General features: G+C 66.5%; 15 protein-coding genes, 1 tRNA gene and 2 pseudogenes. 15 read left to right on the forward strand and 3 right to left on the reverse strand.

All coding sequences use genetic code 11. The features are described from left to right. The first annotated feature begins 110 nt into the window (after positions 1–110). The 14 genes and pseudogenes from QQY24_RS15760 to QQY24_RS15825 all read left to right on the forward strand — a co-directional run bounded on the left by QQY24_RS15760 (position 111) and on the right by QQY24_RS15825 (position 9093). On the forward strand, positions 111–2042 hold the full coding sequence (locus tag QQY24_RS15760; RefSeq protein WP_301973321.1) for a DNA polymerase: 1932 nt from the start codon (positions 111–113) through the stop codon (positions 2040–2042). 487 nt (positions 2043–2529) lie between these two features. Beyond that, a complete protein-coding gene (locus QQY24_RS15765) occupies positions 2530–3531 on the forward strand; it encodes a sigma factor (protein WP_301973322.1) in 1002 nt (333 codons plus the stop codon). Next, on the forward strand, positions 3528–3815 hold the full coding sequence (locus QQY24_RS15770) for an endonuclease VII domain-containing protein (RefSeq protein ID WP_301973323.1): 288 nt from the start codon (positions 3528–3530) through the stop codon (positions 3813–3815). Before QQY24_RS15765 ends, QQY24_RS15770 begins: the two co-directional genes overlap by 4 nt. Before the next feature lie 126 nt (positions 3816–3941). Continuing rightward, positions 3942–4067 (forward strand): hypothetical protein, encoded by a 126-nt coding sequence (locus QQY24_RS15775; protein ID WP_301973324.1) that lies wholly within the window; start codon positions 3942–3944, stop codon positions 4065–4067. Between the two features lie 24 nt (positions 4068–4091). Next, positions 4092–4177 (forward strand): annotated as a pseudogene (locus tag QQY24_RS15780). Between the two features lie 35 nt (positions 4178–4212). Continuing rightward, the gene (locus QQY24_RS15785) at positions 4213–4617 is read left to right on the forward strand and encodes a hypothetical protein (protein WP_301973325.1); all 405 of its coding nucleotides are present in this window, start codon (positions 4213–4215) and stop codon (positions 4615–4617) included. 98 nt (positions 4618–4715) lie between these two features. Continuing rightward, complete coding sequence (locus QQY24_RS15790) at positions 4716–4973, forward strand: hypothetical protein (protein WP_301973326.1); 258 nt, start codon at positions 4716–4718, stop codon at positions 4971–4973. A 49-nt stretch (positions 4974–5022) separates the two neighbouring features. After that, positions 5023–5220, forward strand: a complete 198-nt coding sequence (locus QQY24_RS15795) for a hypothetical protein (RefSeq protein ID WP_301973327.1) — start codon at positions 5023–5025, stop codon at positions 5218–5220. 204 nt (positions 5221–5424) lie between these two features. Next, a complete protein-coding gene (locus QQY24_RS15800; protein ID WP_301973328.1) occupies positions 5425–5652 on the forward strand; it encodes a hypothetical protein in 228 nt (75 codons plus the stop codon). After that, positions 5649–6008 (forward strand): hypothetical protein, encoded by a 360-nt coding sequence (locus QQY24_RS15805; protein ID WP_301973329.1) that lies wholly within the window; start codon positions 5649–5651, stop codon positions 6006–6008. The genes QQY24_RS15800 and QQY24_RS15805 overlap by 4 nt, the downstream gene beginning before the upstream one ends. Positions 6009–7075: 1067 nt before the next feature. Then, on the forward strand, positions 7076–7858 hold the full coding sequence (locus QQY24_RS15810; protein ID WP_301973330.1) for a hypothetical protein: 783 nt from the start codon (positions 7076–7078) through the stop codon (positions 7856–7858). 121 nt (positions 7859–7979) lie between these two features. Next, positions 7980–8360 carry a DUF732 domain-containing protein gene (locus QQY24_RS15815; protein ID WP_301973331.1) on the forward strand — a complete coding sequence of 127 codons (381 nt, stop codon included), beginning with the start codon at positions 7980–7982 and terminating at the stop codon, positions 8358–8360. Between the two features lie 68 nt (positions 8361–8428). Then, positions 8429–8698, forward strand: a complete 270-nt coding sequence (locus QQY24_RS15820) for a hypothetical protein (RefSeq protein ID WP_301973332.1) — start codon at positions 8429–8431, stop codon at positions 8696–8698. Positions 8699–8880: 182 nt separating this feature from the next. Beyond that, positions 8881–9093: a hypothetical protein gene (locus QQY24_RS15825; RefSeq protein ID WP_301973333.1), complete on the forward strand. Its 213-nt coding sequence runs from the start codon at positions 8881–8883 to the stop codon at positions 9091–9093. Positions 9094–9571: 478 nt separating this feature from the next. Here QQY24_RS15825 and QQY24_RS15830 read toward each other — a convergent pair whose 3' ends face one another. From QQY24_RS15830 to QQY24_RS15840, 3 genes and pseudogenes are all read right to left on the reverse strand, one after another. Further along, positions 9572–10906 (reverse strand): DUF2252 domain-containing protein, encoded by a 1335-nt coding sequence (locus QQY24_RS15830; RefSeq protein ID WP_301973334.1) that lies wholly within the window; start codon positions 10904–10906, stop codon positions 9572–9574. Positions 10907–11067: 161 nt separating this feature from the next. Next, positions 11068–11495: pseudogene (locus QQY24_RS15835) on the reverse strand (phospholipase). Between the two features lie 982 nt (positions 11496–12477). Beyond that, positions 12478–12561 (reverse strand) — tRNA-Leu (locus QQY24_RS15840). Positions 12562–12965: 404 nt separating this feature from the next. Here QQY24_RS15840 and QQY24_RS15845 point away from each other — a divergent pair. Beyond that, complete coding sequence (locus tag QQY24_RS15845; RefSeq protein ID WP_301973335.1) at positions 12966–13817, forward strand: DUF3662 and FHA domain-containing protein; 852 nt, start codon at positions 12966–12968, stop codon at positions 13815–13817. Positions 13818–13827 lie beyond the last annotated feature (10 nt).

Here is a 13827-nt window from a genome sequence, read left to right on the forward strand (position 1 = left end):
AGACAAACAACAGCAACCCACTGAGGGCGGAGCGGTAAGGCACGCAACCGACAAGGGGTCAGCCTACTCTCAAGAGTGGGTTGACCCCTTTGGCGTTAGGGGACAACACCTTGAAGACGTACTTCCATGACGTGGCCGGCGAATACGTCCGGATCAACATTCCAGAGACGGACAACGACCTTCGTGAGTTCATGCAGTGGGCGCGCACTGCCGCTCACCGGGGACCGATCGCTTTGGACACGGAGACGACCGGCCTTGATATCTACAGCGCCACGTACCGACTCCGAACCGTTCAGTTCGGTGACGAACGCACGGCATGGGTGATCCACTGGGAGCGCGGGGGACGCTTCATTGAGGCTGCCCTTTTCGTGCTCCGCATGGCTCCGCGCTTCCTGATCCACAACGCGCCGTTCGATTGGCTCGTACTGGACGAGCACGCGGAGTTTGCCCTTGAGATCCTGGCACCGAAGACCGTTGACACGAAGATCAAGGCAACGCTCATTGACCCGCGTGAGCCCCACAAGGGGGGAATCGGGACCGGCCTCAAGCCCCTCAGCGCCCACTACACGGACCCCAGCGCACCGGACACTGCCGGAGACCTGACCGAAGTATTCAACGGTCTCGGCTTCACGAAGGCCACCGGTTGGGCGAACATCCCGCTTGATCACCCGACTTACAACTTGTACGCCGGCCTTGACGTGATCTACACGGCGCGTCTTGATCCGATCCTGACTCGTGAGCTTGCTCGTCTCGGTGTGCGTCAGGCACTCGTGGACTACGAACACGAGATTGCCCGCATGTGCTCAGTGATGATGCGCGCGGGAATCGTACTGGACAGTGAGTACGCGTCCACGCTGTCCGTGACGCTCCACGAAGAAGAGGCGAAGTACAGCGTCGTTGCCGCCCGGTACGGCGTTGAGTCGGTGAACTCCGGCGCTCAGGTCTCCGAAGCCCTTCTTGCCATGGGTGAAGAGCTGACACAGCGCACGGACGCCGGAGCGCTCAAGGTGGACAAGGCCGTTCTTCTGCCGTTGGCGGACCTTGACCGTGATTGGGTGCGCATCGGAGCCCGGGACCCTAACCCGTTGGCTGACGCTGTCCTTCGCGCGAAGCGTGCCGGTAAGTGGGTCACGGCGTACGCCGACACCTTCATAACCAACATGGACGCGAACGGGCGCGTCCACCCGAACATACAGACTCTTGCTGCGCGCACGGGACGTATGAGCATCACGAAGCCCGCGCTTCAAACGCTCCCGTCTTCTGACTTCATGATCCGGCGCGCTCTCCTTGCCGACCCTGGGCACGTCATGGTGTCCACCGACTTCGCTGCCGTTGAGATGCGCGTTCTTGCCGCTCTCGCCAACGTGAAGCGCATGAAGCAAGCGATCAACGCGGGTGAGGACTTGCACGACTTCACCGCGCGTCTCGTGTTCGGTCCCAACTTCACGAAGGCTCACCGCAAGCTCTGTAAGGGAATCGGCTTCGGCAAGGTCTATGGGGGCGGCGCTGAGACGATCGCTCGTCAGACCGGTGCGCCTATCGCTCAGGTGCGTTCTGCCATTGCTGCGTACGACCGGGCGTATCCGGAGATCGTCCGCGCGTCCAAGAAGTGGCAGCGGGAAGCTCGTGCAACCGGGCTCGTCACCGTGTCCGCCACCGGGCGCCGGCTGCCGCTTGACCGTGACCGCATGTACGCCGTTGTGAACTATCAGTCACAGTCGGCAGCGCGTGACGTGCTGGGGCAAGCCATGCTGAACATGGAAGAGGCCGGCCTTCTCGACTACATGAAGTTGCCGATCCATGACGAAGTGCTTGCGTCGGTGCCCGCGAAGGAAGCCCAGGACTTTGCCCGTGAGTTCGAACGCTGCATGTCGTTCGATTTGTTCGGCGTTCCGATTGCGTCCGAAGCCGAAGTTGGCGGCCGGTCGTGGGGCAGCCTGTACATGAAGGATGCGAAGGGCAAGTACCTGCCTGAACTCCTGATCGCTCAGGACGAGTGGTACGCGGAGAACCCGCAAGCGGCGTACGCGAAGGCCGCGTGAGTGAGCTAGGCCACCTTCCCCTTCTGTTCGACGTTCGATTAGGTCACGGCCAGATCACGATTCACTGCCTACTCTCAAGAGTGGGCTGAGACCCCGTGAAAGGTGATTTCTTCGATCCGAAGGTAACCCCCCTGTCACGACCCCGGTTCACTCGTCATCCCGAAGGATGAGCCGGGGTCTCCCCTTAGAAACAGCCCTTCCGGACCCTTCCGTTGGGTGGTCCACTTGAAGTCGGTGCCTACTCAGAACGATTGTTTCTGAGTAGGCACTGACGTACGTTCGAACTACGCAAACGACGAACGGCCTTGATCAAGCCCCCGTCAGCAACCGTCCCACTGACGGGGCTTAGGCCGTGACACCCAACTTCGCCATGCCGTGGCGGAGCCTTGCCCAAAACCGGGTCTGACCTGGGCAAACGTCCTGACTCCTTCGGTGGGAATCCCCTCCGCTCCATTCCGGAGCGAAGCCACCGAATGGAGATTCCCCAGTGATTGACCTCACCGCTCAGCAGATTGCCGCCGCTCAGAACAACGACCTGACCGCCGTGACCGCTGTGATTGAGGCGACGGAAGAGCGCGTCATTCAGCTTGCCCGGCGGTACGCCACGACCGGCGGACGCACGGACGCTGACCTGATGAACGATCTTGCCCAGGTTGGTCGGGTGGCCGTGTGGGAGGGGCTGAGCCGCTTCACGGGTTCATCTGTGGCGGAGTTCTTCACCTTCATGGACCGGACCGTTTCCGGGAAGCTCAGCGACGAGCGCAAGACCGTGACGCGACAGGGTGTCAGCCGCTCGATTGCCGCTGAGTTTGAGAAGGCGCTGAGCATGGCTGCCGGAGACCCGTACGAAGCTGAGCGGCTGTGCACCCTCACCGAAGTCATGGGCACGAAGCGCATGACCGCTGAGACCGCGTATGCCGCTCGTATCTCGTGGCAGGGTGCTGAGTACCTTGACGCTCCGGTTGGCGAGAACGAGAATGCCACGGTTGCCGACACGCTGACCAACTACGCGATTGCCCGCAATGAGGCGAACGACGAGCTGTCCGACCGTCAGCGCGAGAACAAACGTCGGGTTCACGAGACCCTTGACCTTCTCCCTGCCGAACAGGAAGCCATCCTTTCCGCTGAGTACGGCATTGGCGACTTCCCGTGTGTCGGTGCCGACGACTACCGGGGACTGGCTGAAGTGGCCGGTATCTCGTACACGGCCGTTGAGAGCGTGCGCGACGAAGCCCGGAAGAACTTCAAGACGCTGTACCTGGGCGGTAGCCCCGAAGCGCCGAAGGGCGAAACGCAGTGCTGTAAGGCGTGCGGTATCGAGAAGCCCGTTGACGAGTTCTACGTTCGGAACAAGGTCACCGGCGCGCGTATGACTCAGTGCAAGTCGTGCAAGCGCGGAGCCACGAAGCGCTTCCGCAAGGACAACCCGGAGAAGCGCGCCGAGCAGAAGCGTGCGTACAACGCGCGCAAGAAGGCTGCCGCTGCGTGAAGCGTCCCCGCTACGCAGTATGGAACAGATCCGGCCGGTACGGGCTCGTTGACTCCGTCGCATTGGAGTTGCGCGCCCGACCGTGCGCCATATGCAGCGCTCCCCCGCCGGCCAACGGCAAGGCACACAGCATTGACCACGAGCACGCCACGGGACGCGTACGCGGCGTTCTGTGCCACTCGTGCAATCTCGCCTTAGGCCACTTCAAGGACGATCCGGAGCGCCTTCTACACGCTGCCGACTACCTCACCCGTGACGCGGACTACCGCCGGGTTGATCGGTAGGAATCCCCTCCGCTCCATTACGACCAACAGAACGACGAACGGAGAAACACAGTGGCTACCTTCCGACTGCCGACCGGTGGACGCGTTCAGACCTTCCCGACTCCGCAGCGCACGGGAGTTGAGTTCGTGACCTACAACGAAGCCGGCGACGTGATCAGCACGGTTCCCAAGAGCCGGACGGACGCGCTGCCCATGCTCGCTTCCCTCCGGCGCGCTGACGCTCTCGCCTGCCGCTTCAAGTCGTCTGTCTGACGCAACGGGGCTCCGGCCCCATACGCCCCCGTAGCTCAACGGAAGAGCATCCCAATCCGGAACCCGCAAGGGTGCACGGGACGACGCGGGTTCGAATCCCGCCGGGGGCACGCAAGACCACACCCAACGATCAGGAGAGAGCATCGTGAAGGTTTGGCGGGTTGCCCATGCCACGGCGCGTGACAAGGAATTCCCCTCCGGCCCGTACACATGCCGGAACGTCCCCATTGAGGATTACGAGAAGCTGACCGGCATGGGTTGGCGACACAGCGACGAGCGCCACCCTTCCCCGCAAGCTGACCCGAACCTGAACACGATCTACGACGACGAAGTCTGTGGGTTCGCGTCGGTGGACGAGCTGAACAATTGGTTTGAGGACTTCGGGGACCGGTTGGCTTCCGCCGGCTTCCACGTGTGGGAGTACGAAGTTCCTGAGTTCTCGTACCGCGTCGGTCGCTTCGGTCAGGTCGTCTTCAAGAAGGACGCTGCCGTTCTGGTCAGTCACGAGCCGTTCAAGCCCGTTCAGCTTTCTCTCTGGGCGGACGGATGAGCGTACGCCCCTCACACACCCTGTACCCCTGGGCACGAGCAAGACGCGACAACACTGCCGCTCAACTAGTAGAACGCGCACTCAAGGAGATAGCACCCATGCTGAGCGTCACCCGTGAGACGAAGGCCGTACTCAAGACGAAGACCGGTGAGCGCGTCGTTGCGTTCACGAAGGACAGTGAGCCGGGCATTGCGTCTCTGGCCGTTCCGGGTGACCGCGCGAAGCTTTCCCCGCGTGAGATGCGTGAGCTTGCCGCGTGGCTGAACGAGACTGCCGCTGAACAGGAGAAGGTCACGGGCGAGACCGCGAAGACTTCGCTCACCTCCCGGGGCAGACCTACGAGCGCCGGATCATGAGCTCTCAGGACCGCGCTTATCAGGATCTCATTGCGCGCGTCCTCCGTCCGTGACTGTCCCGGAGTTCAAGCCCCCTGTACTCACGTCACGAGCACAGCGGGCAGCCGAAGACCTTGCTGAGCGTGCGGACACGTACCGGCTTGCTGTGCGGCTCATCCGTGAAGCGGCCACCGTGAACGACGCGTACCCGGAAGACGTGCTTGCCCTTGCACGCTTCCTTGCCCGTGACACCAACGACACCGAATGACCAACAAGCCGGTCAGCCTACTCTCAAGAGTGGGTTGGCCGGCCTTCCCCTTGGGGGCTTCGTGTTCGGACTTCCACCCGGCTCCGCATACCACGTCGTGACCGCTGAGCCGTACGAAGACAAAACAGACGACGTGTCACAGTTCCCGCCATGTGTTCTCGCTGACTGGATCGTCAAGGGAATCCCCTCCGCTCCGGTATGAGCATGGCGAACGAGAAACCGAACCCGTTCCTGACCCTGAGCCCCGCTGCCGTTGACGTGCTGGACGACATGGCAGACCACTGGGGGGACCGGGACCGACACGGAGAGCTTGTCACTGAGCTTGCGTACGGACCCGCGAAGCTTGCCGCCTTCCGAGAGCTTCACACGCTGGTCAGTGAGGCATGGAAGGCGCGCGTCAACTACAGCAACGTTGAGGAGAACAACGCATGAACCCGTACGGCAAGGACAAGGACAAGATGAGCACCGGCGCGAAGGTTGCCGCTGCCGCTTCTGCCGCTCTCATGGGCGCACTCATGGTGGCCGGCTGTAGCGCTGACGACGACAACGACGGTACCGACTGCACCACATACACGACGGTCGGTTTCAGCGTCCCGCGTCCGGCTCCGGCTCCGCGCATCGCGCCTGCCCCCGCTCCGCGTCCGGCTCCGGCTCCGGCTCCGGCTCCGCGCCCCAACTTCAACAAACCGACCACGCCGAAGAGCCCGCAGCGTTCCGGCGGTACAACGGTGGTCCCGGTCCCGAACAGCCCCACCACGCACACCATTTGCCACGGAAACGAGCGGTGAGTCTTCCCGTTCCGGGTACCGGTCGGGCGCGTTGGCACCGAAGGCGCAGTAAGGGTGTCAGCGCGTCCAGCCGGATCGTCCCGCATAGGTACGCAGACGAAGGTGACAAGGGGTCTACCTTCCGCCGGCTCGTGCGTAGACGTGAAGCGCGACTATGGAAGCGTGAAGCTAGGGACCAGTGCCCACTCCACTGAGGCACGAATTCTAAAGTGCGTGGCACACGGAGAGAAGTGCAACGGCGATCCGAAGCACGCTCACCTTTTCCGGTGGGTTCGCGTCGCCCGGTTCAACCGCCGACATACAGGGGTCAGCCTACTCTCAAGAGTGGGCTGACCCCTTCTTGTGTAGATCATTTCACAATCGCACAATCTCCTACGCGTCGTTACTCTCTGGCATATGTCAGTGCCTAGGCGTACTCTCGGACACCTGTTCGAACGGCGGAACGGACCGTTCCTACGGAGAGTGCAAAGGGGGGTGGCGTGTCCCGACAGCCGAGCAAGATCGTTTCGTGTGCCAGACACATAACTATGTGTGTTGCGCATGTGACAGGGGGGTACTCGGGTACATGGCCACCCCCCACGAAACCGGCCATGCATGTCGATGGCCGGAAAGTACGGCGCGTGAGGGGTGGTCAAAGCATGGTGTGGCGTAGTTCACCGACAATAGACATCGTGGTTGAAGTGCCAGTGCCGACGACTCAAGGTGACTGGCGTTGGTTACCCGCCAAGGACTACAACCCTGCTGGGCGAGAGCACGTCATGTGTGACACGGACGTGACCCGGATCATGCTTGCGTACGGCGTGGCCGTGGCTCAAATGCTCGTCAAGGAAGGTCCGGCGCGCTTCCGACTCGTGGCACGTGGAACACGAAGCGGCCGGCCGATGGCTCAATACCCGTGGCGCTGGGAACCCCAGCTTGGCCGGTACGCGCCGGAGGGTGAGCCCTGGGTTGTCTACGACGCAACCGTTGAGTTGACCGCCGAGGGACTGCCGGACGGGCAAGTGAGTGAGGAATCCCCTCCGCTCCATTGCAGGTGACACAACGTCACTTCGTAAGGAGCACTGCGCATGTGGCTCAAGGCGGACCCGGACAAGCAGACGCTGACCCCGACTGAGAAGACGATCAGACGCACGAGACGCGTCCTGACCGGTGGTCGGTGGTTCCTGATCACTGGACTCGTCTTCTACTCGCTGATGACGACGACACCGTTCGTCAGCGCGCACAGCGAATGGCAGTGGTCCGGGTTCGTCCTGGGCTTGATCGCTGACGCGGCGTTCATCATGGCCCTGAGCGCGGAGAGCACCCTTGCCCGGCACGGTGTGACACAGCTTGGAGCGTGGCCGGTCGCGTTCCGGTGGGTCACGGGTATGTCTTCCGTGTTCCTGAACGTATGGCTGAGCGTGGCGGCCCGTGACTGGGTCGGCGTCGCCGTCCACCTGATCGCACCCGCGCTTGTGATGCTTCTCGCCGAAGTCGGTCCCGTGTACACGAAGGCCCTTGCCGACGCGGAGCGCGACGCCCAGGCGGAGACGAACACGATCCCCTACACGCCACATCTGATGGACGCACAGGCGGTTGCACAGTTCGCAGAGACGGCAACCGCGACGTACACAGCGCCCGACGGTACGGCGTTCGACGTTGAGCTTGTGCCCGAAGCGGACGGCATCGCAGTAACGCTGCCGGAGCCGGAGCCGGAGCCTGCCCGACTGAGCAACAAGGAAGCCAACGAGATTATTGAGAAGGGTTGGCGACACCGGCTGAGCCCCGAAGAGGTGGGCAAGGCTGCCAATCGTCACCCTGCCACTGTCCGACGCAAGTACAAGGAACTTGACGCTGCGCTGAGCGTCTGACACCTGAGCCCCCGTGCTGACTGCCACTCCGGCGGCCGGTGCGGGGGCTTTGTCGTACCCATGGGCTACCCTTCACGGTTCCTGTACGCACCAACGACATGGGGGGACCATGCGGTACACCATGCCCGCGCTTACCGCCGTTGCAGTCTTCGCGCTTGCCGGATGCGGGGGCAACGATGACAACGGCGCGGCCACCGCACCTAGCTCCGCACCGGTGAAGACTTCAACCGCACCCGTGGCGGACCCGGTCCCGTCGCCGGACGCTGCACAGACGAAGGCGCTCGTGACCGCGCTGGGCAACATCAAGCCGGAGCTTGCGGCGGACGAAGAACGAGCTGTGCGACGAGCCCGGAACGTCTGTCAGGACATCAAGGCCGGCAAGGACGCGGCAACCATGGCAAGCAACGCCAACTCTCGGTTCAGCGGCGGAACGGCCGGACAGCTCACGGACGACCAGGGAGCGAAGATCGTGGAAGCGGTCAAGTCGTCGTTCTGCAAGTAGCCCACGGAGCCCCGTGCTGACTGCCACTCCGGCGGTTGGTGCGGGGCTTTTCTGCGTACCCTCAACGCATGGACATTGACGACGACTTCATGGCCGGCCCGATCGGGCCGAAGACGAAGCGGTTCACGAGCGTGCCGGAGATCCTTAACAAGCTTGAGGGGAAGGCCGCGCTGTGGGAACGGACGGCGCGTGACAACAAGGAACGAGCGGAAGATTTCGAGCGGGCAGCACAGCGGATCAGGGAAGGCGCAACGTCCGTCACTGTGGGGCGCACGACGTACGTCCTAACGGACGATCAAGCGACCCGTGACGAAACGGCTGACGACAACGTTTCGTAGGCGTAGCCTGAAACGGCACCACTCCTAACGGCTGATCAACTCACCCGGAGTGAGGACAACAAAAGATGACCACAGCGGACCGCGCAATGACGCGGGGAAGGTCGCTGTACGGACCGGGGAGCGCGTTTCCTCCGTCCGGCAGCCACCCTTCCCCGTTCCCTGAGCGAAAGAGGGTGGCTCACTTGTCGGATGCACCACGAGAGATCGTTTCGTACCGTTCCCCGGAGATCCGGGCGACCGTCCACAACGGCTGTGACGTGTGCAAGGCGTTGGCTCAGCAGTGGGACGCGACGCACGACCGTGACCTTCTCATTGAGATCAACAACCACCCGCACGAAAAGCCGAAACTCTCGCGCGTCAAGGACTGGGTGGCCGATGGGGCTTCGGTCGGATGACAGCCCCGGCAAAACGGCTGAGCGCCCGTGTAAGCGCCTTACCCGACCCGGAGCTGATAACGCTCCTTGACGACCCCACCGGCCCGTACGCGGACTCACAAAGGGGTTGGTGGACGGAGTACGGGGGAGCGCTGGACGTGCGCTCATGGGTCGTGTACTTGCCCCCTTCGGCTAACCCCCCTCCGTGCCCCTTCCCGTGTGCGCTGTGCGCCCGACAGCGAGAGGGGGCGTAATGGTCACGAAGTCCATGGTCGGCAAGCTCGTGACCGACGGAAACCGGGTCGGCATCCTCCGGGACGTTGACCCGCAGTGGACTGATCCCGCGTCGCCACCCTGGGAGCGTCGGGCAGCACCTACGGCGTTCGTGTGGCCAATGGGTGGCGGGACGGAGTGGACAGCCCCCCCGGACAGGTTGCGCCCGGCATGAGCCGGTTGTTGACCGGTGCCGCGTGGGTCGCATGGGTGGCCGTTGTGGCGCTCATTGTGGCCCGTGGCGTGGCTGCCTAGGTCCCTCACCTTCGGTCCCCAGCACCGGCCGGCGGTGAGGTCGAGAAGCCCCGTCCGTGCGTCGTTCCCCCGTGGCGCATGGGCGGGGCTTCGTCATACCCTGGGAGCGCCCCGGTCGGCCGTCTGTCCGCAAACACACTGCCGACCGGGGTTTTCGCTGGTCAGGCAACCTAAGTCGTGTAGTCGAAGCGAGGATGTCGCTGACCACCTGCATCCGCCGCTGTCCGAGGACCACGCGGCGCCCCTCGTGCGCCACCGGGGGCGTGTCGAAGCCGGCCGCGGCCAGGTGCGGGACGAGCGCCGACGGCCGGGCCTCCTTCACCTGGAGCACGAGCGGCTGCCCGCGGTGGTCGAGGAGCAGCACCACGTACGACCTCGTGCCCACGCTGCCCGTGCCGACGATCCGGAAGGCCACGTCGTGCACCGCGTGCCGGGCCAGCAGGGGCCGCAGGTCCTCGGACAGGGTGGTCGCGTACGACTCCAGGGACGCGGCGACGGCCGCCGCCTCCGCGTCCGGGACGCGGCGCAGGACCGGTGGCGCGTCGACGAACCGGCGCCCGCCGTCCTCCCCCGCCTCGGTCGACTTCGCGGCGAACCGGCCGCTGGTGTTGGCGCGCGCCTTCTCCGAGACCCGCTGCAGCGTGCCGAGCAGGTCGTGGGCATCGGTGTGGGAGACCAGTTCCTCGTCCGCGATGGCGTTCCACGCGTCCAGCACCGGCAGTCCGGCCAGCAGCCGCATGGTGCGCCGGTAGGCGCCGACGGCGTCCCGCGCGGCCTGCCGGCAGGTGTCCTCGTCGGCCCCGGCCTCCCGCCCGGCCAGCACCAGTGAGGCGGCGAGCCGTTTCAGGTCCCACTCCCAGGGGCCGTGCACCGTCTCGTCGAAGTCGTTCAGGTCGATGACCAGGCCGTCGCGGGCGTCGCCGTACAGGCCGAAGTTGGCCGCGTGCGCGTCGCCGCACAGCTGCACGCCGATCCGGGTCGTGGGGGTGCGCGCCAGGTCGTGCGCCATGAGGCCGGCCGAGCCGCGCAGGAAGGCGAACGGGGTGGCCGCCATCCGCCCCACCCGTATCGGCGTCAGCCCGGGGAGGCGGCCGGAGTTGGACTCCCTGACCGCGTCCACCGCGTCCGGCCGGGCGTCGTCCGGACCGAGGGCGCGGTGCGCGCCGCGCGGCACCCTCGACCTGAGGGCCTTGCCCTCCTCCTTGGGTGAGCCCTGCGGCGGCCACTGGGCGAAGCCGCGCACCCGCGGCAGCCTGCGCGCCACCGGCTCCGCCGCCTCCGCCGCCCCCGCACCGGTCCCGGTCATCCGGCCGCCTCCCCCGCAGACTCGCCCACACGCACCCGACTCGAACGTCGACTCGTGCAGACCGTACAGCCGGTGGCCGGAACGCGTCAGAACCTGTGGAGGGCGCCCGGACTGTGGACGGCCCCGTCACCCTCAGGGGTGGACCGCCCCCTGACGACCGGTCAGCCGAGCTTGTCGACCGCCTGGTAGTACGTCCAGGCGGTCGTGTCGCACGAGGTCCTCTTCACGCCGGAGTAGGCCGCGCACACCCGCTTCAGGTCGGCGTAGAGGGCGTTGTCCAGGCGGGCCTTGTTGGCGCTGAAGGTGCCCATCGCCTTGTAGTTCCGGTAGCCGAAGTCGTGCCGCGCGCACGAGGCGGCGAAGGGGAAGCCGAGGGGGTTGTCCGGGGAGGTCGAGCAGTAGTCGGTGACCAGTCGAACGCGTAGGCGTTCCAGGCGCCCTGGTTGGCGCGGGCCGCGAAGAAGGCGTCGTCGCTGGAGGCGCTGGTCTGGGTCCGACTGCTCAGCACGACGGCCTTGTCGGCGGGCACGGCCCGGGCCGAGACGGCGGGCAGCAGCACGGCGCTGACGGTCAGGGCGGCGGTGTCCAGGGACGGCGACGCGAACGCGCATGGGGTTCTTCCTCCGTGGAACGCGGGCGCCCGGCGGGGTCCACCGGGTCGCGCACAGTGTTCGGCACGGCGCTACAGGGGAGGCATACGCTCGCTGCGTCCGACCCGGGCGAGCACGCGGCCGCGCCGGCCGCACCCGCCCCGGTGCACCGGGGCGCACCACCGCCGGCCCCCGGCCCGCACGGCACGCCGCACACCGCTCCCCGCCCCCGCTCCCGCCCCGCTCCCCAATGGACCCGGGAGGCAAGCGGGTCCGCCCTCATGAGCACCCCCGGAAAACGCACGCGGACGGGCCGGCACCGACGCGGAGCCCGTGCGGCGCCTGCTGCACGGCCGGTTCCCCGGTGGGCGGACCTGCCGGTGAGGCGGCTCCGCCCCGGCGGGACGGTGAACCCGGTCCGCCGCGCGGGCGCCGGGCCGGCCGCCCGGCCGCCCCTGTTCACGGGCGGCGCCGGGGACCTGCTGCGGGAGGCCCGGTGGCTGCGGCGGCCGGCCCGGCCAACGCCCGTCCCGGTGCCGCGGGTCCCCGTGCCGGGCGAGCCCGCCGAGGGCCACCCGCGGCGGCGGACCGTCCAAAGGTGGTTGGAGGTGAGGTCCCGGCGGGGAACGAGCCGGCCGACCTGCTGACGCCCGCCGCCCGCCGGGACGGCCCGGACGGCATGGACGGCATGGACGGCATGGACTGCGCAGACGGCATGGACGCGAACCCGGACGACGCCACCCGGCCCCGGCCCCCGGCCGGGCGCTGTCCGCGGCGGTCGTGCGGCCGCCGTACCGCCGGCGCGCCCACGCGGCCGCCTCCGCCGGCGCCCGCCGTGTCCCCGGCCGGATCCCGACGAACCGCTGAGAGACTCGTCACACCGGACGGACCGTGCGGCGCCGGTCCCCGGACGCCGGGCCCGGGACGCGCGTCCGGACAAAACGAAAGCCCCGCAGGTCTTGGACCTGCGGGGCTCTTCGGTGCGCGAGGGGGGAGTTGAACCCCCACGCCCTTTCGGGCACTGGAACCTGAATCCAGCGCGTCTGCCTATTCCGCCACCCGCGCATTGGGTGTGTCTTCCGGTTCCTCCCTTTCGGGGCGGCCCCTTCCGACACGCAGAACATTAGCACGTCGCAGGGGGTGGATTCACATCCCTTCCGGGGGGCCCCGGAAGGGAACGGGCGGCGCCGGCCCCCGCGCGGCACCCTCGTACCAGGCGGTATCCGTCCGCGTATCAACCTCGTACCGGTCCCGGTCATCTCACCGGGAGGCGGACCGGGTCCACAGCCGGGTGCGGGACACTGGTCGTGGGCCGCCTCTACGATCCTTGCCGGGAGGAGTTCGAAGGGAGGCCGCTGAGGGAACCGGCTGATTGCCGGGCGCGTAGATACGATCAGTGGGCAGTACCGGGCAAGGCAGCAGTACCGAACACGACACGGCAAGAACGGCAGCGACGGAGGAGGTGCCCCGTGGGAGTCCTGAAGAAGTTCGAGCAGCGTCTCGAAGGTCTGGTCAACGGCACCTTCGCCAAGGTCTTCAAGTCCGAGGTCCAGCCCGTGGAGATCGCCGGTGCGCTCCAGCGGGAGTGCGACAACAACGCCACCATCTGGAACCGCGACCGCACCGTCGTCCCCAACGACTTCATCGTGGAGCTGAGCGCCCCGGACCACGAGCGCCTCAGTCCCTACTCCGGCCAGCTCGGCGACGAGCTGGCCGGCATGGTGCGCGACTACGCCAAGCAGCAGCGCTACACCTTCATGGGCCCGATCAAGGTCCACCTGGAGAAGGCCGACGACCTCGACACCGGGCTGTACCGGGTGCGCTCGCGCACCCTCGCCTCCTCCGCCAGCCAGCAGGGCGCCGCGCCCGCGGCCCCGGACGCCCGGCCGGGCGCGCCGGGCGGCTACGGCTACCCGCCCGCCCCGCCCGCCGGAGCGCCCCCGATGCCGGCCGCGCCGCCGCCCGGCGCCCGCCCCGGCGGCTACGGCTATCCCCAGCCCGCCACCCAGCGGCCGGCGGCCGCGCCGATGGGCGGCGGACGCACCCGCTACTGGATCGAGATCAACGGCACCCGCCACCAGATCTCCCGCCCGACCCTGGTGCTGGGCCGCAGCACCGAGGCCGACGTGCGGATCGACGACCCCGGCGTCTCGCGCCGGCACTGCGAGATCCGGACCGGAACGCCCTCGACGATCCAGGATCTCGGCTCCACCAACGGCATCGTGGTGGACGGGCAGCACACCACCCGCGCTACGCTCCGCGACGGCTCGCGGATCGTCGTGGGCAGCACCACCGTTATCTATAGGCAAGCCGAAGGGTGAAGCGGGGGCA

Source organism: Streptomyces sp. TG1A-8, from assembly GCF_030499535.1.
GTDB lineage: Bacteria > Actinomycetota > Actinomycetes > Streptomycetales > Streptomycetaceae > Streptomyces.